Annotated in this window: 11 protein-coding genes; 10 read left to right on the top strand and 1 reads right to left on the bottom strand. The window is 44.8% G+C overall.

Translation table 11 applies throughout. The features are described from left to right. Positions 1-137: 137 nt before the first annotated feature. The 8 genes from ACLIN2_RS27535 to ACLIN2_RS27500 all read left to right on the top strand — a co-directional run bounded on the left by ACLIN2_RS27535 (position 138) and on the right by ACLIN2_RS27500 (position 16215). Positions 138-2186, top strand: coding sequence for an Ig-like domain-containing protein (locus ACLIN2_RS27535; protein WP_411502710.1), 2049 nt, complete (start codon positions 138-140; stop codon positions 2184-2186). 138 nt (positions 2187-2324) lie between these two features. Beyond that, positions 2325-2642: a helix-turn-helix domain-containing protein gene (locus ACLIN2_RS27530; protein ID WP_122923884.1), complete on the top strand. Its 318-nt coding sequence runs from the start codon at positions 2325-2327 to the stop codon at positions 2640-2642. Continuing rightward, entirely contained in the window at positions 2603-3475 is an 873-nt protein-coding gene (locus tag ACLIN2_RS27525) for an IS3 family transposase (RefSeq protein WP_411501818.1), read from the top strand. Before ACLIN2_RS27530 ends, ACLIN2_RS27525 begins: the two co-directional genes overlap by 40 nt. A gap of 1116 nt (positions 3476-4591) precedes the next feature. Continuing rightward, complete coding sequence (locus ACLIN2_RS27520) at positions 4592-5473, top strand: hypothetical protein (RefSeq protein ID WP_411502709.1); 882 nt, start codon at positions 4592-4594, stop codon at positions 5471-5473. 872 nt (positions 5474-6345) lie between these two features. Next, the gene (locus tag ACLIN2_RS27515; protein WP_411502708.1) at positions 6346-6930 is read left to right on the top strand and encodes an Ig domain-containing protein; all 585 of its coding nucleotides are present in this window, start codon (positions 6346-6348) and stop codon (positions 6928-6930) included. A gap of 579 nt (positions 6931-7509) precedes the next feature. Next, positions 7510-8115 (top strand): hypothetical protein, encoded by a 606-nt coding sequence (locus ACLIN2_RS27510; protein ID WP_411502707.1) that lies wholly within the window; start codon positions 7510-7512, stop codon positions 8113-8115. 712 nt (positions 8116-8827) lie between these two features. Beyond that, a complete protein-coding gene (locus ACLIN2_RS27505) occupies positions 8828-9832 on the top strand; it encodes a basic secretory protein-like protein (protein WP_411502706.1) in 1005 nt (334 codons plus the stop codon). Between the two features lie 1169 nt (positions 9833-11001). Beyond that, positions 11002-16215 carry a cadherin-like domain-containing protein gene (locus ACLIN2_RS27500; RefSeq protein ID WP_411502705.1) on the top strand — a complete coding sequence of 1738 codons (5214 nt, stop codon included), beginning with the start codon at positions 11002-11004 and terminating at the stop codon, positions 16213-16215. A gap of 435 nt (positions 16216-16650) precedes the next feature. On the opposite strand, the gene ACLIN2_RS27495 is transcribed toward ACLIN2_RS27500, so the two are convergent. Continuing rightward, complete coding sequence (locus tag ACLIN2_RS27495; protein WP_411502704.1) at positions 16651-17439, bottom strand: gamma-glutamyl-gamma-aminobutyrate hydrolase family protein; 789 nt, start codon at positions 17437-17439, stop codon at positions 16651-16653. Positions 17440-17763: 324 nt separating this feature from the next. Here ACLIN2_RS27495 and ACLIN2_RS27490 point away from each other — a divergent pair, with 324 nt between their 5' ends. Together ACLIN2_RS27490 and ACLIN2_RS27485 are read left to right on the top strand one after the other, a co-directional pair. Then, positions 17764-20049: a S8 family serine peptidase gene (locus ACLIN2_RS27490; RefSeq protein ID WP_411502703.1), complete on the top strand. Its 2286-nt coding sequence runs from the start codon at positions 17764-17766 to the stop codon at positions 20047-20049. A 454-nt stretch (positions 20050-20503) separates the two neighbouring features. Continuing rightward, the gene (locus ACLIN2_RS27485; RefSeq protein ID WP_411502702.1) at positions 20504-21436 is read left to right on the top strand and encodes an accessory Sec system S-layer assembly protein; all 933 of its coding nucleotides are present in this window, start codon (positions 20504-20506) and stop codon (positions 21434-21436) included. The last annotated feature ends 32 nt before the right edge of the window (positions 21437-21468 follow it).

The raw sequence follows: 21468 nt of genomic DNA, 5'->3' as shown, positions 1-21468 counted from the left end.
GAGAGCGCCCTTTCTACTGAAAATGGAATGGAAAACGATCTTCTGGAAACGGTTGTTTCCACTTTCTCCTGGTTTCCTTTCTTTTGCAACTTGATGGTTCCATTCTCTCCTGATCTACAAATGGTTGTGCAACACGTTTGGCGGAATCCTTGAGCCGCTTGAGATTTGTTTCAGAAAATTATGACAAAATTTCTGGTTGGGGTTGTGCTATTAACCCTAATGAGGTAAAAGTAGTTTTCAATAACGAACTTGATAAGAGTTCCGCTGAAAAATCTACTAACTACACTGCAACGGTTACAGGTGGTTTGACTGTTACTGGAGCTAAACTGCAAGCTGACAAAAAATCTGTTGTACTCAAATTGAGCGGTACTTTGGCTGTTGGTAACACTTACAAGGTGGCGGTTGCTAACGTTCTTGATTCCAACTTCACTAAAGTAACAGATTTTGCAAGTGACACTTTGGTGTTTACTGATAGTAAAGCTCCAACTCTGGTAGATGTTAAATTTGATGGTACCGCTGCTGTATTGACTTTTGATGAGCCTGTTAAAAACACTATGGTTGTCAAAGTTGATGGCGTAGTAGTAAATGATGCTGATGCTGGTACTGCTGCTCCGAATGTAACACCTGGAACTCTTCTTGGTGATTACACTGCAACTACAGCTGCACTGCCTGCTTCCGCTAAAACAGCTGGTGTTCACACCGTAACTGTCTATGATGCTGAAGACGTACTTGCAACTGGTGCTAACAAAACATCTGTTCAAACAAAAACTTACACTGTAACAACTGATACGACAGCACCAGCTGTTTCTAGTGTAACTGCAATTTCCAAAGATAAGTTTGTAGTTAAATTCAGTGAGAAATTGAAGGGTAACCCTGCTAACTTGGGAGCGTTGTTGGCATCTGGAGACCTCGTAGTTAAAAAAGGTTCTTACACATTCACATCTGCTCGTTTTGATAGCACTAACCAAGATGCAGCTGATGTTTCCGGAACAACTTATATCATTGATTTGAATGATTCCGATGCAAGCAACCCTGTGTTTCCAACTGGTGAAACTTCTGTAACTCTTAGCGTTACTGTTAAGGGATATAAAGATGAAGCAGATCTTTATGGTCCAGAATTCAACGGTAATGTAACACTCACAGGAGATGCTACAAAACCTTATGTTCTTTCTAAGAACACTAACAGCGTTGCGGGTGCTGTATTGAGCATTAAGTTCAGTGAAGCACTGGCAGGCACTTTTGATCAATCCAAAGTGGTTGTTAAGAAAGACGGTGTAGTTGTTCCTTTGGCTGCAACACCACTTTCCTTGAATGCTGCTGATACTTCTAACAAAACTCTTGATGTCACTCTTGCTGCTGCAGCGACTACAGGCTCTTATTCTGTAGAGTTGGGCGCAGGTGCTGTACAAGATCTTGACGGAAATAAAAACGATGCGCTCTCTACTACAGTTGACAATGCAGCAGCAGAGGTTGCTCTTCCTTTGGTAGCTCAAACAACTCCTGGTACTGTAGCAGCTGGTGAAGTTGGTATGGATGGCACTGAATACAATGTCATCACTATTAACTATGGTGAAGCAATGGAAGATAGCGCTGTAGCTCTTTCCAACTACAAACTGGATGGTGCATCGTTCCCAGCAGGTACAACAGTTGCTTTCTATGGTAGCAAACAAGTAGTCAAGATTACATTGCCTGCTAACCATTTCGCAATCGATACTGCTGCTAAAATGTCCGTAAGCCGCAACATTAAGTCCGTTGCTGGTAAAGTAGTTGAAGCAAGTGCTACTACTAAAGCAGAAAACGAAGTTATGGTTAGCTTTGCTGACAACATCGTTCCTGAACTGACTTCAGCGAATTTTGTTTTGGCTGCTCCAGCTGACACTACAACTGACACAATCAAATTGACTTTCAATGAAGGCCTAGCCGCAATTTCTGCTAACGAAGCAAGTCTCATTGATGACCTCGTTGTAAAAGTTGGTGGAAACAAAGTTGCTGTAAATGGAAATACTGCAGTTATCGCGGGTGAGAACGAGATCGTGTTTACTGTAGCAACTCCAATCAACCTGAGCCAAGGTGCAACTGTAGATGTCGTTGCTAAAGGTTCTAGCAATGCAGCATTGGCAATTACTGACGATTCCGCACTGCTGAACAGCGTAAAAGCTGTATCTGGTGTAACTGTTACTAAGTAATCGAAACGTTACTTCATAAGCTTTTAGAGCGAACGAAGTAGAGAAGAACCCCATACGCAGAAATGAAGTGCACCCCTTAGAATAGACATTGGAAAAACCCCTAGGGAAATCCGATGTAATTCTAGGGGGTGTATTTTTATGGCAATGAAAGGTCAGAAGTATAAGTCGTATCCTGAATCCATGAAAATGGAGGCGATTCGTTTACATCTCGAGGAAAAGTGGACTTATCGGCAGATCACCGAGCACTTTGGTATTCAAGATAAAGACCGCGTAAAGAAATGGATGAAAAAGTATAAACAACTTGGAGAGTTTGGCTTTCTCGATCAGCGAGGTCGACGCCAGGCGTATATCGACCAGGATCGATATGTTCAACAATTGAGGCGGGAGAATCACATGCTAAAAAAGTGTTGGGAAATTTGGATGCGGGAGGTGCAGCACAGAAGTACTCCATCATAAAAGCAGCAGTTGGCGAGTACAGCGTCACGGAACTTTGCAAGCTGTTTGGCGTTTCAAGAAGTGGATACTATGCGTATGTAAAGCGACAGAATGTTGATCGAGACAGACCGGTGAGAGATCTCATCCAGAGTGTGTATACGAAGTATGATGGGAAATATGGATATCGACAAATCCAATTGTTTTTGCTGCACGATCATGGAGTGTGGATCAATCATAAGAAGGTTCTGCGTTTGATGCAAGAAATGGGACTCCGTTCTCGAATTCGTCGCAAGCATCGTAATCATTATGCTTCATCTGAAGGAGGACGAGTTGCTGAGAATGTACTGCAGCGTGATTTCAGAGCACAGGCTCCCAATCAAAAGTGGGTAACCGATATCACGCAGTACCGTGTGAAAGATACTTGGCTGTACGTATCGGCCATTAAAGATTTATTCAATAACGAGATCGTGGCTTATCACATGGACGTTAAAAATGACAGACAACTCGTCCTTCAAACCTTTACGAAAGCCTTTGAAAAGACGAAAGACGTGACTGGACTGATCGTTCATAGCGACCAAGGATGCCAGTACACGTCCTACGATTACCACGACATGCTGCCTACGGTTGGCGCCCAAATCAGCATGTCGAGGAGAGGCAATTGTTACGATAATGCCTCTATGGAGAGCTTCTTCTCGCATCTCAAAACGGAAGGACTCTACCCTTATGATATCCGAAATCTGGATGAGGCACAAAGACGAATTGAAGAATATATCCAATTTTATAACGAAAGTCGGCCGCAACGAAAACTGAAAAAGCTGACGCCGGTAGAGTACCGACGCCAGCATACTGCCTAGGGCTTTTTTCAATGTCCACTAAATGGGGTCTTGACCAGAAATGTGTGTGGGGTCTTTTTCAAACTGTCTTATCAAATTGACAGGTGAAAGCCCTGTCCATGCCAACAGCCTTTAGCCATGTGCCTAATCCTCCTGCATCCAGTGAGGCTCTACCGTAGTCGAAGGGGTGAAGTCAGGTGAAGACGTACTCGAAAGAGGCGGGGCTCCATAAAAGGTGACTATGGTTAGGCGACGAACCCATGTTGAGGGGTTAGAATGTGAACAAGGCTGTTAAAATGCTAACAGTTCGGTCTTGTTTCCTGCATCTGCGATGATGCAGCGGCAACCGGCATAATTTCGGCTGTTAAACCGGTTGAACTTTCTAATGAGCAGTGGGAACCTACGGTCATCAAAAAGAGGGATAGATGGGACGGAACGTTTGAAGTTTCATGTGGGGAGACGGGGTAGCGTCAGAGATCCAGGTGAAATGGCGGCGGGTTCGTAGTAGTGTGGATGGCTTGCCGTTTGAACCCGTAGTGGCAACACAGGCGGGGAGGAGAAAACGGGCCGGAGCGAAGGAACCCAGTCAGCGAGTATAGTAAAACTTAAATAGTAACTTCTGAGAGCATACTAATATGACCTGCAACATCGTGATCTACTATGTTGCAGGAAATTTTTTGCCATTCTTGGTGGTAAAAAAGACCTACATAAGAATATTTAGGTTGATACTATAGTACTTGTTGATGGAACGCCGTGTGCGCTGAAAGGCGCCCGCACGGTGTAGGCCTGACCGAAAACCACTTGCTGATGTGGTTAGGCAGGAATAGCAAGGATGGAGGAGGTTCTACACCTCCTGCGATTCAATCAGCTACATTTGGTTCCACTTATAATGGACAAACGATTACAAATAAGACCTATAATAACGTGACAATTACTGCAGGTACTTTCACCTTGAAAAACACCCGTGTAAAAGGTAACCTGACGATTAGTGCTTCTAGCAATGTTACTCTGGATAGCGTTGTAGTTGACGGAGCAACCATCTTTAATTAATCTGGCTTGAATTAATCACAGTCATGGCTGTTAATCTTTGATTAACAGCCTCTCCCCAACTACAATTTGGAAAAGAGGTTCTTAATTGTGAAAACAGCTAAAAAAATAGTAGGACTGTCCTTACTGTCAGCAGTTGCCTTTAGCACGTTACTGACCCCTGCGTTCGCAGTAGGACCAGAAATTACGATTGCAGGCGGTTCTACCCTGAGTCGCGGCCTTACAATCTTAGCACCAACTGTGCTGAATGTGCAAGGTGGCGTAAATTTACCAGGAAACATTGTTGTAAAAGATGTTTTAACTATCAATCCAGATCCAATTGCCAAGACTAGCGCGTTTACCGGTGCCAACTTCCAACTGTCTCCTACGAGTGCTGGAACTGTCATTAACCTAGGTGGCGTTACCAATGGTGGAATCACTGTGGGAAATGGAAATGTAACACAGATTAATGGGGTACAGCCTTCTTCGCATGTGACATTGGGAACAGGAGTAACAACAACGCCAGTACTTACTGGTCCAGATGGATTCACACTAATCTACCCTGTGGTCGTGCAAGATTCAGCTAACGTTGACATTGATTTTGAAGGTTTGGATAATGTTTTAGCTGGTCAAGAGACTGAGTTTCAGGTTACCGCAACGGCAACGAACATCCCTCAAGATAAACAGTATCGCTACAAAGCAACGCGTACAACTGATGCTGGTGTACCAGTAGCTAATCAGGAGATTAGTTATCAAGTTGGTGGCACGTGGCTTACCTTCACTACTGATTCTGATGGAGTAGCTTACTTCGGCCCATCACAGGGCTTTAAAACGCAAGCTATCGGTCTACAGAATGGCATCACCACTAATTTTAAATCAACAATCGCGAATGCCGGCGACTACACCCTGTCTGTTGGGTTGGTGAATGTTAGCGATGATGAATTGGTAGACGACGCAGGTAGCTTTGATTTCACTGTAGATGCCCCTGAATAAAATTACGAAACGTTACTTCATAAGCTTGTAGAAGCGAAAGAAGTGGAGATTACCCCCAAGTGACATTGGGAAATCTCTAACTATCTTGTTGAATTGATTGGTGTAAATCCAATCCTTGAGAACAGCCGAACACTCATGTGCCTAATCCTCCTGCACACGGATGAGTCCTTACCCGATTCGGCGTGTGAAGTCAGGTGAAGTCGTACTTGCTGGAAGCAAGGCGGGGCTCCTTAAAAGTTGGCTATGGTCAGGAGACGAATCCATGTAGACCCAATACGAGATAACTGTCGCTAGGAAGTAAGAGCTAGGGGCTTGACGACAGTCGATGTACGCGAGATCGTACAGACGAAGCAGGAACAATTCAGGCTGTTAAACCTGTTTTTCTCGTATTGTATAGTGGGGACCTAAGGTCAGCAAAAGAAGGGATAGACAAGGTGGAACGTTTGAAGTCTTATCAGAAGAGGTGGGGTAGCACCAGTGAGGCTGATAAGATGGCGGCGGGTTCGTAGTAGTGAGGATGGCTTGCCGTTTGAACCCGTAGTGGTAACACAGGCGGGGAGGAGAAAACGGGCCGGAGCGAAGGAACCCAGTCAGCGGATAAGAAGGATACGAGAACTTACAATGGGCGTTGTTAAGTTTTCCTCATCTTCTACAATTGAAAACCAACTACCAGGATTGCGGAAAAGAAACAGGGCTGCAGTCCTGTTTGTGTTTTTAATTTCCTTCTTGTACGTTGATGGAACGCCGTGTGCGATGAAAGTCGCCCGCACGGTGTAGGCTCGAAAGAAAGCCCTCTGAAAAGAAGGGGATAAGTCGAGAATAGCAACCAAGTCCCAATTGTTCAAGATTTGATTTCAGCCCAGCTTGCGTCCGTGGATGATGGAGAATTCACCGTAGACGCAATTCATGCATTTCGTGATGATGGCGGTGACCCGCTTGAGTTGACAGCTGTTTCGGATGATGCATCGGTCGCAACCGTTCGCATCCAGGGAACAGATCTCGTTATAACACCAGTAACAGCCGGGATCGCGAACATGACGTTAACGGCAGATGATCAGAAAGGCGGAACCGCTTCTCAGATGTTTACCGTGACAGTAACGAACACAACACCGGCTAATGCAGCGATAACTGATCCTGGGCATAACTGGTTTACAGAGTTAGAAGTTACGTTTGACGAGCCTTTAGATGATGAGACCACAGCGATAATCAACATGAATGACCTGATTGAAAATGCACGAGTCGATTTTTATTATCCTGTAAATGATACGACAGACACGATCGAGGTTAAGTCAATCAGATGGGATCTCTCCAATCGTAATCGTCCAATATTACATCTTGAGACTGAACAGAGAGCACTTGGTCAAGGCTATTTCGAATTGGAGATGACTTTTGTTCCGAATCAAGTGAAGGATTTGTCTGGTGATGTAACCAGCAAAGCGACAGGTGTTGTTCATTAATAGGACAAATACTTCTGCTGCGTACAAGGTAACGGAAAAAGAGCATACCTCAAAAAAAGGTGTGCTCTTTTTTGCTGGAATTAGAACAAATTAGACTTATCATATCTCTGGAACTCTATATGATGAAAACGGGAACGGCTCTTCCAACACCGGTCATTTTCTACTACGGGGTGAACCTGTTATTGCTAAAGGCACGGTGACAGACGTTGTTATATACGATAATGGATCATTTTCATTTACGTATAATCCTGCTGACCATGGGCCAGAAAACAAGAATTGGCAAGATAAATTTTTGATTTTTATAAATGGACTAGCGACCTCTTCATTTTGGACTGAAGGTTTTGTACAAAAAGTGAAAACACACTTGAAGATTTAGGTACAATGAACTATCATGAATATGCCCATTGTATATTTCTAAAGCCTTTTATTCGTTGATGGAACGCCGTGTGCGATGAAAGTCGCCTGCACGGTGTAGGCTCGTTATAGAATCGGAAGGTTTAAGACGAGAATAGCGTACCAAATGGAGTTAGTGCACCTACTGTTGTTCAGCAGAAGGTAGGTAGCATATCAGTTGCAAGTGTGAAGATCACAGATACAGATTATAATACACAAGGCGTGACGAAGTATCGCGTTTATGCAAAAATTGGTGCGCCTGCAACGGAAGCAGACCCGTACCAAGAAGTTACTGCACCTGGTTCGTATGGTATCGATTTGTCTGCGTTGTCCATCTATCCGGCCAATGCAGATCCAGTCCATTTTTTAGTGGTTGCTTTCGATGCTGATGGAAGAAAATCCACACCAACTGTAGACGACCGTTCATCGGTAAGTTGGGATATGGAAGGACCTAATCAACCAACCGGTCTTACCCTGGTTGACAATGGTGATGGCACCATGAAGTATTTGTGGAGTGACCAAAGTACCGATGATGATCTTGATCATTTTGTAGTCTACTTCAACAAGGGTGCAGAAGCTACGCCAACAAACGGTGCGATAATGACAGGACCGTATTTAAAAAATTATAAAGGAAATAACCTGCTTTCTGGTAATAATTATATTCTTGATAGACTAGGTGCACAGAATGGCGATGTGATCCATGTTACTGTTTATGCTGTGGATCAATACGGCAATCAATCAGAGCCTGCAAAAGCTAGTGAGACGTTCTCGGGTAAGGTTTTAGCTAACTAGTGAATCTAGAACCCTTTAGGAGAAATCCTAAGGGTCTTTTTCTTTGATCAATTATTGATTCGGTGCCTGTCATCAATCAAAGTTTGGCTCAAGGGTCTGTCTCGGATTGAGGCAGGCCCTTTCTCTTATTGCTTGAACTAACTGCATAACGCTCCAGAAACTCGCTGAAAAAGGATTCCACTCAACAGAGGCCACTCCGCTTTCTATTTCCTGTGGGAAACCCGTCCATTTTCTACTCGATTCTATTTATAAAAACTGCAGTTAATGATTCTTTTTGCCTAATCTGTTAGTCCTGTTAAGCCGATACGCAGGATATAGAAATCATTCCCATTGTTGTAAAATGACGATTCGTATCACAAAATACCAGTTGGAGGGAAACATGAGATCAGTACGTAGTTATATTTTTGCACTTGTCCTAATTCTGAATACTATGGTTTGCCAAAATGTTATTGCTTCTGAAACGAATGATGTTGTCTCGTCAGATGCCGTAACAGAGAAGGAGCTAACGGGACTAAAAGCTAATATAACTAGGCTGACTGTATCCGAGTGAGAAACTGCTTCCCTAATGATAACCGCAACCTATAAAGACAAAACGACAGAGGATGTTACTAGTAAGGTGACCTGGACAAGTAGCAAGAAAGACGTCGCCACTGTCGAGAAAGATACTATAAGTGCAAAGAAGGCCGGTTCTACCACTATGAAAGCAACATAATTGAACGAACAGATTGATGAGTTAAAAAAAGAGAATGAAGAGCTAAAAGAAGAGAATGAAGAGCTAAAAGAAGAGCTTGAAAAGGCAGCGGATGGCACACTTATTGATGATTTAAAGGAGCAAATTTCTGAAAAGGAACAGGAGATTGAACGGCTTAAAAAGCAGTTGGAGAATAGTGGTGAAGAACTTTCTTGGGACACCTATGAAACGAAGCATATGACGATCAATCTTGCTTCAGATATAGCAAAAAAGTACGAGTACATTCCAAAAGAAGGGGAAGAAATACTTAAAACGCATGAGAAATATTTTGGTACGAATTCTTTGGGGAATAACAAAATAACATTATGGATTCATGGCACCGGAGGGTTCTGGGATCTTTTGAACAGTGGCTATTATGCACACTGGCTAAAAGCAATAAAGATTAGTACAGCTGTAGCAGAGGAGAATTGGTCAGCAGGTGACTTGCGGTTCGTATTTGCTCACGAAATGGCACATGCGTACCAGATTCATAAGTGGGAGAAAATAAACAGTGCAGCGCATTCCTGGCTTATCGAAGGACAAGCTGACTTCGTCGCCAAAAAGCTCCTTGGATTTAAGCAATATGAGTATGAAAAGGCAGGCAATGCTCGTGATCTTAAATTTTATATTGATGAAACAAAACAAAGACAATCATGGGGGCCAACTAATTGGGGAGAATACGATAAATTGTCTGACTTGAATTTAAATCGAGATAATTATTTTGCTTTTGAAGCGATGGTTTTCTTCCTTGATCAAAACTATGGTGGAGAAAAGTATAATAAGCTGCTGGAACGAGTTAATGCAGGTGATGATTATGATACGGCATTCTTGAGAGTATACGGTAAATCATCTGAAACGTTGATGGCGGAATATAAAAAATACTTTAAAATTGATCAATTAAGTATGAGATCATCTAAAATACTAAAGCAGGAGTACTTCCCCAGCAGCGTTGAAGAATTCAATCTTGATGGACATCTCCCTCACTAATTAGGTATCTTTCGATTTGCCCTTAGTCTTTTATCGGACTAAGGGATTTTTTTGAACTGTGCCCATACAAAAAGCCAGCTGAGGAGGTCAGCTGGCAATCAAATTAAATCCCCAAAATATTTGATTCGGCATGATTAGTTTAGCAATACAGTACTATTGTGTAAATGCTCAATACTTGTCCAGAATGTACCATTTATCGATTGATTATTCAATACCTTCTAACAGGCAGAGTATAGTAAGGTTCAATTTACATTTTGTGAGTAAGAGTGTTCATATTTTTGTGTACAAATCATATTTATCCAAAGATAACCGTAACAAACCAAAAATCAAATATATATTATTTTCCTGATATCATCCCCATACCTGAAAGGAGGTAGAAAGATCAGTAGACTTCACTCCTACGTTTACAGAACAAATACACAAACGTATACATCTACGTTTCGTGTTCGTAGTTGAAAACGAAACATCCGAGTAGGAGTGGACAAAATGAGAGAAGACATGAGAACTGTTTTTGCAAGAGTGGCAGCGGAACACCAAGCAGAAAAGGCAGCAATGGAGCAGAGCAGAGCCAATCCGAGCAAAAGGAGGCTTCACCAGAGAAAGGAATTGTAGTACCCACCAAGGCGGTAGAGGAAAATGGACAAGAGAGAAAGAATCTTGCACCGAATCTGAAACCGACTGAACTGACTTCACCGAAGAGAGTCTAGCCACTTCCAAAAAACAAACTACAAGGAACCGCCGAACCCTATGTCCTAACAGATGTAGGGATTTTTTCATATAAGAAGCTGAGAAGGAGTTGTTTTGCACGCTTTATCATAATCTGCCAACCAAGACATTAGGATATAGTTATTTCTGGCCCTTCTGGGTAGGAAAAGAGGCTTGACGGTTGGCGTACGTTTTCCGGCGGTGCAGAACACATCACCTTGCCCAATGTTGGCGATCTGTCAGATCCGTATCTGATCAAATTCACAGTTATAATTAACTTTAGTTAGGTCCTTATATATTGCATTCTTTGGTAAACTATTCAGGTAAAAATGATAGGAGGAGAAATACAAATTTAATCTATTTCCATGATGTTAAACATGTCTATGCATTCAATGTGATACAATTTGGGTAATTTTGATCAATTATATGAAACTTTTAGACTACTATTCTTAAGGAGAATACTTATGAAAAAATTAGTGACCCGAGTTATTCTCACGATGCTGCTGATCCAGCTTCCACTTTCCTTGATGGTTGGACATGGGTATGCTGAAATGCTAACCCCCATAAAGCCATCAGCAGATGCAAACTGGGATAAATCGCAAAAATGGGAGTATGAACCAGAAAACTATGTTGGATATAATGCTGACCCTGAAATTGGAGCAGAAAAGGCAGTGATTCAATTTGAATTGCCTCCCAATCTTCAAGCCATACGTAAGGCAGTATTAAAGTACAACGTAACCGGCTCCGGTTACTCTGATACCGAGATCCCTTACGTTTCCTATTATGGACTTACAGATCATACTTGGGGTCCAAATTTTCCTCAACTTCCTCCCGAACCTTTAAATAATAATCCGATCAATATTCAGGTAGGTTGGAATGAGTGGGATGTCACCTCATATGTAGCAAGTCAGTTAGCTGATAAAAAGGTATCGTTTGCTTTGCTTGGACGTCAAACAGGTAATTGGTCAGAATTCCGATTCGCTTCAGATAATGATCCTAATCCAGCAAATCGACCCCAATTGGTGATAGACTCAGGCTATCCGAACTCATTAAAGCCGAATGCAACGAGTATCTCATTTGCCGAAGATACGCAATCTCCTGCAGATATTGTGATTACCCCCGATTCATCTGACAATACCCCAGTTACGCATTTTAAGATAACTGGAATTGCTGGCGGGCAGCTGTTTAAACATGACGGTGTTACCGAGATTCGCAACGATGAATTTATCACGCTTACCGAGGGATCGGATGGAGTAAAATTCACTCCATTTCCAGACCTGAATAATGAATTTGATTCGGTTGAGTTCTCTGTGCAGGCCGCACAGGACGCAGGCGGCACAGGGCTGAGTACGAATAAGACGAAACCCTATATGCTAGTGTATCGGGTAAATGATAAGCCGACAGCGAACAACGACACATGGACTTCTGTTGCCGAGAATACACCAAGCGTATCGATTCCGGTCTCGCATCTACTTAGCAATGACTCGAAGGGTCCCTCGAATGAGTGGAACCAAACGCTGACGGTCAATCTGGTTGAAAACAGTGAGGTTGGTGGCACGGCAATTATCTCCAACAACAACGTGATATTTACACCTACTACAAACTTCCGTGGGCCAGCCAGCTTTGGGTACAAGGTGGTAGACAATGGTTATACGTATAACTCCCTTGATCCCCAAACATCTAACGAGGCTACCGTCTCCTTTATGATTGACCCGAGGGCTGACAAACCCATTATCAGCTTTCCTAATGATACGAATGAGGATACGATCACACCAAACGGCATCGTGATCACCCCGGGAAGTGGTGGTGCAACGACCAATTACTTTAAAATCAGCGGGATTACAGGGGGCACGTTGTACAAAAGCAACGGTTTAACACCGATTTTGGAAAATGAATTCATCACCGTTTCGGAAGGGCTGGCTGGCTTAAAGTTCAAGCCGAATGCGGATGCGAATGGAACTACTGGCTTTTCATTCATGGTGCAAGGAGCGCCATTAGCGGACGGTGCGAAGCTGAGCGATCCGGAAACCGCAACCATTATTGTTAAAGAAGTAAACGATGCACCAACGGCGTTAAACGCAACGCTCCCTTCTATTGCAGAGGATTCCGGACCAACATCGATCGCTGACTCTTCCCTGAGAGCGTTCGTTTCATCCGGCGTGACAAACGAAAGCAATCAGACACTGACGATTACACCTGTGGAGGGAAGCGCTACAGGGGGAACAGTCACAATCGACGGCGATACGAATCAGATTGTCTTTACTCCATATCCCAACTTTAATGGTACGGCTACATTCCGTTATCAGGTAAAGGACAATGGAACAACCGAGGGTAGTCCTGATCCGAAAACAGCGGAAGCGACTGCTTCAATCGTGGTCACACCGGTGGCGGATACCCCAGATGGGACGAGCACGATTACGGAGGAAGACACCCGGACTACAGAAGGGCTGGTTATCAAACGGAATCCAGCGGACGGAACAGAAGTCACTCATTATAAAATCTCGGCAATTACCAACGGAACCTTATATAAAAACGATGGGACTACTCCCATCCACAACGGTGACTTTATCACTGTGGATGAGGGGGAAGCAGGTCTGAAGTTCACCCCGGCAAAAGATGCGAATGGTAAAACTCCAACAAATAATGAATTTTATTTCAATGTACAAGCAGCTCTAGATGGAGCAGGATCCGGGCTGAGTGAAGCGTTGATTTTGGGGTTGGACGTGATTCCTGTAAATGACGATCCAGATGCAGTTGACGATGTATTACCTGAGGTAGCAGAAAACTCTGGTGAGCATGCGATTCCAATTGCCGATCTTCTGGCAAATGATACTCCAGGACCAGCGAATGAGAGCAGCCAGCAACTGACGATAAAGGATGTCAGCAATCCAAGCGGTGGAGCAGTACGGATGCAGGATGAATATGTATATTTTGAGCCTACACTTAACTTCAATGGTACGGCGAGCTTTCAATATACAGTAGAGGATGATGGTACGACAGGTGAGACACCCTATCCATTGACCGATCAGGCTACGGTTACCATCCCGGTGCTTTCAGTCGCGAATCAGCCAGTGGTAACGGGAGCACAGACAACTGAGGATACACAAAGCAGTTCCGGCCTTGTCATTACTCCGAATTTAGCAGATAGCGATGTGACCCATTTCAAGATCACAGGAATCACAGGCGGGGAGCTGTTTAAGGATAATGGAGCAACATTGATTCAGAATGGTGACTTTATTACTGTAACGGAGGGTTTAGCTGGATTAAAGTTCACCCCTGCCTCGAATGCAAATAGTAAAGCGAATGATACTTTCACCTTCGATGTACAAGCTTCACTGGATAATAGTGGAACTGGGTTAAGTAACGCGGCAAAAGCAACGATTACCGTAACAGAAGTCAACGACACGCCAGTAGCTGCAGGCGAAGACCTTTCTTCAGTGAATGAAAACTCTGGCGAACAGGTCATTCCTTTTGCTGATCTGGTTCAGAATGACGTAGCAGGGCCTGCAAATGAAAATAATCAGACCTTAACTGTGAAGTCAGTTGGTAATTCCATCGGCGGGACAGTCCGTATTCAAGATACAGATGTGCTCTTTACTCCGGATAACCATTTTGTTGGAACGGCAAGCTTCGAATATACCATCGAAGACAATGGCCTGACAAACGGCATGGCTGATCCCAAAACGGATACAGCGACAGCAACGATGCCGGTTCTTGACTTATCTAGTAATGCTAATCTGAGGAACTTGACCATCAGTGCTGGCGATCTCACTTTTGACCCCAACACCACCGATTACACGCTAGAGGTCGGTAGCTCGGTAACCAAGGTGGATTTGACTGCCATTGTAGATGATAGCACGGCAAGGTTGGTGATCAACGGAAATGCGGTAGATAGCGGCAATACGGCGCAAGTAGCGTTACGTGTTGGAAAAAACACGAGCACCATTATAGTTACTGCACAAGATGGAACGACAAAGACCTATACTCTCACAGTGAATCGGAAACAACCTCCTGTAATTCCGACACCACCTACGAGCGGAGGGGGCAATGATCAGGGAATTGTCGAAGATCAGCTCGACTTGAATAAGGATGCTTCCGGGGACATAGCCAATTCGACGGATGGATCGGCTGTCCTGGATGTGGTGGACAACGTCTTTGAGAAACTGAAAATAGTGACCGAATCCAAGGAAGTCTCAACCGCTGATAAATTGAAGGTTCTCTCCAACACAGTTACAGACGTACTAGGACCGCTGATGGATAAAATGAACGAGGGATTGGTAAGTAGTGACGATGCCGTCGATAGCACGAGGGAGCTACTCACTGAATATGTGAATGAAATTATCCACGAGGTTTCCGCATCGGATGATGACTTGCTTCAGCAAAGTACAGAGCTTCTCGCGGATTTTGCCAGCACGGTTATCTCCAAGCTGGACAAGGACGATCTCAACAAGTTGAAAGAGGAGTATACCGAATCGGTAACAACACTAATAGATAAGTCAAATCAAGTGGAAGTGGATACAGGTGATACGATAAGTGATCTGGATGACAAAATCGCACGTGTGAACCGTCTCATTACCAGTATTACTCGCAACCTGGGGGATGCAGCAGATAAATTCTCGTTTTCCAAACGGATCGTCCTAACGATCTTGGAAGAACAGAAAAACAAACTGAGAGCAAAAAGCGAAGCTACCATCACTGTAAAATTACCCAAGGAAGTCGTCAATCAATTGGTGTACAAGCAATTTATCGTTGTGGTAAGAAACCAGCAGGAAAACAGCATGGAGCTGACAGATGAAGTATTGGCGAAATTGAAGAATAAGAATGTCGAGCTATCGGTGGAAGAAAATAAGTCTGTTAAAATACCTGATTCGTTTGGTGATCATAGTGGCGCATACCATTTTACTATCTTGGCAGACGACAAGGAGTTCACTCAGTTTGGCAAGTCAAACCTGCATGTGACCATCGCCTATAAGGAAAAAGCTCGCGACTTGGTTGCCTACTACTATGATGCAAAGAAGAAGAGCTGGAAGCAGCTGACCGATTCAAGAGGCAAGGTAGTTGTCGTGAGCAAATCCAAAGGACTTGCCTCCTTTGATACGACGCGGGTAACGACTTTCATGGTCGCAGAGGCACCTTTACGGAGTTTGAAGGTCACGCCCAAAACGGTGAAGCTGCTGCCAGATGAAAGCTCTCACTTAAATGTAGAGGCGACGTTGAGCAATGGAAAGAAAGTAGATGTGACCTCTGAGGAAGCAGGAACCACTTATAAATCCAGCAATGAGAAAGCTGTAAAGGTAACTGAGGAAGGAGTGCTAGCCGTCGCAGAGGATGCCAAATCTGGAGATAAGGCATCAATCACTGTCTCGAACGGAAATAAGAAAGTAACAGTAAAGGTTACTGTAGTTACGCTTTCGTCTATCTCCGCATCGGCAAGTAGACGGACAGTCTTCGCGGGAGACAAAATAGCGGTGAAGGTAAAGGGCTTATTAACGGATCGGAGTTCTATAGACCTGACCAAAGATAAAGACACGGTCTATATTCTTGAGGATAACGGGTATGCAAATGTTAATGGGGATGGATTACTGGTGATTAGTAAGGAAGCACCGAAGGGTACGATTATCAAGCTGATGGTACAGAACTCAGATCTTACGGATGAGTTAGAGATCACAGTAAAATAGCTGAAAAAACAGTCCGAAGCTTTTTCGTGTAAACTGCATCTCCAATTGTTAGGTGTGTCTAACAATTGGGGTACGGTTCAACTAAACATTCAGCGTTACATAAAGAATGGAGCCAGCTGCCGGTTATCGGTAGCTGGCTTTTTCTGAAGAAATTATCTGAATAATCATTTCGTTCATTTTGTTTCTCTTAAATATTTTTGCCGTTGATGGAACGCCGTGTGCGATGAAAGTCGCCCGCATAATGTAGGCCAGTACGAAAACTATGGCAATTTCTCAAATCATTCCTGCTAATAATTTTCCTTAGTCCACTTCATCGGTGTATTACGGTAGCGAGGTGGATGATTTTCCGTAGGGCATCTCGGGATGGGTAGGCTGTTTTTGTCTTTGTAATGCATGATCTGCTCCCTCCAAGGTAAGAGCTTGATAGACCTTCTATTAATCTGTTAGGACACCTTTTCTTTCATACACCTCCACCCTCTCGCAACACGCTTGCACAAAAGCCTCAAACAGCCTCAAGTACTCACCATGGCGATCAATCATCATTTCAGGATGCCACTGAACAGCAACGACGAAACGCTCGCCGGGTGCCTCGATGCCTTCCACCAATCCATCCGGAGCGGTCATAGTAACCTTTAGACCTTGTCCCAGCTTGTTCACTGCCTGATGGTTAAAGCTGTTTACCCAAAGCTCCTGCGTCTGAAAAATAGCTTCGAGTCGTGAGCCTGGCAGGACTCCTGCAGGATGCGTGGGGTGGTATTTGGGAGCGTGCTTTAATGTGTGCGGCATTCCCTCTGGGCGTTCCAATTGCAAGTCCTGGTAAAGCGTACCGCCCATCGCTACATTCAGCAGCTGACTGCCGCGGCAAATTCCGAGCACGGGTAGATTGGTTTCATTCAGAACCTTTTTGATGAGCGCGATCTCGTGCTTGTCGCGCTTGGGATCAATCTCTCCCAGACCGGGTCTCGGCAGCTCGCCGTAATAGGTGGGCTCGATATCGGAGCCGCCACTGAACAATACGCCGTTAAGAACAGACAAGAGGGGATGCAGCGTCTCCGGGGAGTCTGTCACCGGCAAGATGAAAGGAACACCTCCACTTCGTTCAATGGCTTTGACGTAATCATCGGCGAGCACCTGCCATTCCTGGCCAGGTAAACCGAGGCCGCTCTTGGTTCCTACGCTGTCATCAATCGTGTAGTTGGCACAAATACCAATCAAGGGCTTCATTTCTCTTTCCTCCTAACCTATGGATCAGTCTGTCAGCATGCAATCATCAAGCTATGTATTTGCTTTTGCAGAAGTAATATTACGAATATTGTAACACACGGGCATTCCACGATAGACACCATTCGTGAGGCAAAAAAGGACGGCTATATAATAAGGAAGGTACTCGTATGGTGAAAATGTTTAACCATGTTTACGTGGGAGGTGGGCCATTCTCTATTTTTTTTCTAAAGTAAATCAAACACTTTCCTAGTACACTGGAGAATAGCAGACAAACACGCGTGTCTTCTATAACGGGTACGAAAACCAGAGAAGAAAAAGGGGAGAGTGAGAACAATCGTCGCGAAACTAGGCTTTAAACCATTACTGCTCGCTCTGGCTGTATGCAGCTTGTCCGCTCAAACGGGATTGACACCTGTATATGCGGCTTCAACGGATATGGATACGCCTTCACCTTCACACGAGGCCGCGGGTGTTCCCACAAGCGAAACCGGAGAATATATCGTCAAGCTCCGTGAAGGGTCGGCAAAACAGACAACGAAGCTCCGCTCGATGACGAAAGGAGCCGTCTACACGGAACAAACCGACCAGCACATGCTCATTCGCTTAGATGGCAGGACGGATGCGGAAGTTTTGAATTCCTTGGCGGCTGATCCGCAGGTCGAGTACATCGAGCCGAACATGCGCATGTATGCTACTTCCACGATCGACGATACATACTATTCAGAACAATGGGGTTTGGGGCAGATTCAGGCACCAGAGGCATGGGAGGAAGTCACGGGAGATGCGCAAGTCACGGTGGCTGTCATCGATACGGGCGTAGACTACAGTCATCCGGATTTGAAGGGCAGAGTGAATACGGCGAATGACTATGACTACGTGAATAAAGACAAGGATGCAAAAGATGACGAAGGGCATGGAACGCATGTAGCCGGGATCATTGCAGCCCAGCTGAACGCACAGGGAATAGCAGGAGTAGCCGGAAACAGCTCGGTAAAAATTCTCCCCTTAAAGGTGTTGGACGAGGAGGGGGAAGGAGACCTCTATGATGTAGCGAGCGCCATTATGGATGCAGCAGATTTAGGAGCCGATGTGATCAACCTGAGCCTAGGCGCAGAGCTTGGGGATAATCAGAAAAAGGCACCGCAAACGCTGGTGGACGCTATTACATACGCGATGAAAAAAGGGGCCTTGGTCGTGGCAGCAGCTGGCAACGAGAGCTCCAACGCCGACCGCTTCGTTCCTGCATCCATCGCGGGAGTGGTTACGGTGAGCGCGATTGATTCGGACAGGACGCTTGCTGACTTCTCGAATTATGGCTCCAGTGTAGATATTGCAGCTCCAGGGGTGGATATAATCAGCACTTATCCTGGAGGAAGGTACGTACACGCGAGCGGGACTTCTCAAGCGACACCGTTTGTATCCGGGGTTGCAGCACTACTCAAGACAAAGGAACCCGACTTGACCGTAAAAGAGCTTACAGATCGTCTGCTAGCGACCGCTACGGACTTAGGAAAGACTGGGCGAGATTCGTTATACGGATATGGTCTGGTTAATGCCTATCGGGCCGTACAGGCGGATTCTTCTGATTCAGAGCTGCCTGAAGAACCGGTCAGTGTAAAAAGCGTGAAGGCAGATAGAAGCAAGCTGTCCTTGTCCCCAAATCATACGGGGACCATCACGCTGACAGCCACGATGACAGACGGTACTAAGGCTGCTGTAGATGCCAAAGACGTCGAATGGAAAACAAACAATACAAAGATTGCTGTTGTAGAAAATGGAGTGGTGACCGCAACAGGGACAGGAAAGACGAGCATTACCGCTGCCTATCAGGGGAAAACCGTCTCCATTCCCGTAGAAATTGTCCTCACGAAGCTTGCAGCATCCAAAACATCACTTACGATGAAGCCGGACGGCGAGGCGACGGTGCAGCTGACAGCGACGTATGGAGACAAAACTCAAACAGTGCTCTCACCGGATGAAATCGAGTGGACAACGCAGGATAAGGATATTGCAGTTGTTCAGGATGGTTTGATTACGGCCAAAAACATTGGCAGCACCTACATTGTAGCGTCATATGCAGGCAAGAGCGTGAAAATACGGGTAAGTGTCAGCATAACCAAGCTAGTCGCCAGTGCGAGTAAGCTGCTTTTAAAGCCAGATGAATCGGCTCCCGTCGAGATTACCGCTTTCTATGGGGAGGACCAGGAAGCAGTCACATCCGAAGTAGAATGGAAGACTACCGATGCGCGTGTGGCTGTCTACAAGGATGGGGAGATCGTTGCAAAAGGCTTTGGATCAACCACGATCACGGCATCCTACAGAGGAAAATCTGTAAGGATCAGCATTGATACTCGGCTTAAGCAGCTGCAGGCAGATGAGACACGACTGTCCCTGCAGGTGAATCAAACTGTTACCCCTGTGCTGAAAGCGACCTATAGCGATGGCTCGAGCGAGCAAATAGAGGACGGAATCTCTTGGACCTCCTCGAATGAGAAAGTAGCAGCCGTAGCGAAGAGCGGGGAAATCACTACAAAAGCAAAGGGCACCGCAACGATCACGGCCCAATACGGAGGAAAATCAGTTCGAATTTCCCTCACAGTAAAAGAATAGAGCCAAAGGAAGCATAAAAAACCGCCAGACAGCGAATAGTCTGGCGGTTGTCCTATCTTTTAAAGAAAATGGGAAGAGAGTAAAAAATGGCCAGCTGAGGAGGTCAGCTGGCGATATGTATCCCCAAGAAATTCATTTATCATCATTATTTTAACAATAGAGAGCATTTATGTAAACCTCATGCTTATATGGTAAATAATACATGATTACTGAATGTGAAATATCCCATAAGCACTGCCTGTCATTCCTTGACATCACCTATGCTTACGGGTATCCTTACAAATATTACCCATCGGTCGGATGCGAGTGCAGAGGGACGTCCCTGCTATGCAAATGAACAGGCTTTCATGAGTCAGAATGCCAACTTTTCAAGGTTGCAAAAGGTTGGCACTGTGCTATAGTGAATGACGAACAGAACTCTATATAGAGGTAGAGAAAAGTTGGGAGAGACGTTATGTTATCCTTCTTGAAAAATTTACTCGGGAATACTCCCACATCCGAAGAAGTCAGACAGCAGATTCAGGAAGAGTCTATCCTGCCCGCTACTGCTGAACACTCACAGCAAGGGAAGCAATCTGCACCGGCAGGCGTCGTGACATCCCTTTCTTTGCATCCCTCGTGGGAAGATAAGCTTAGTTCACAGGAGAAATATGCGCTCTCTTTTATGGCGCAAGAGCTGGAGCCTTTGGCAGAGGGAAGTATTTCGCTCGCGGGTACCTCACTTGTTCCCCATGATGCAGGGGTTGAAGTGACAGCATTTATCCGCAATAGCTCTGATCGTCCGATGACTTTGAATGAAATGACGCTCGTTGTATTATTTGGAGATCAACAGTTGTTTACGCGCCAGAAATTTGACTTGGCTGAAATAGGTGAGATTCCGCCGCGATCTGCAAGACCGTGGTCATTTGTATTTGAAAGGGAGCATTTTCTGCAAGTGGATGTCCTGCTTGTAAACTGGAAAATTGCTTTCGAAATGGCACAGAAAAAGATGGTTTTGCCACAGCAGCTGGAGCTGGAAGAGTCATGGATCAAAGCATTGTCGGATGAACAGAAAAACTCTCTTATTGAACTAGCCAAACGTCTTCCTTCCATTAAAGAAGGGGAAGTTAATATTCAGAGCATGCAGATTCGTACGGAGGAATCAGGCGCCCTGAATGTCATGCTTTTGATCCGTAATGGCTCTAGTCAATCGCTATCCTTTGAAAAATTGCCATTGGTACTGTATGATGCCACCGGTGAAAAAGTAGCGGAAGGTTTGTTTGAGCTTGGTAGCCTGACGGTTCATGCAAGTACGAGTAAACCATGGCTTTTTATCTTTCCGCCAGAAAGTATTCAGAAGCAAGATGCTGATTTTTCACGTTGGAAAGTCAGCGTACCACAAAGCTAAGGAAAGACTAAGTTTGGCAAGGTGCGATTTGC

Origin of the sequence: Brevibacillus centrosporus (genome assembly GCF_046622605.1) — a bacterium.
Taxonomy (GTDB): Bacteria; Bacillota; Bacilli; order Brevibacillales; family Brevibacillaceae; genus Brevibacillus; species Brevibacillus centrosporus.
This window is presented reverse-complemented; position numbering and strand designations above follow the sequence as displayed.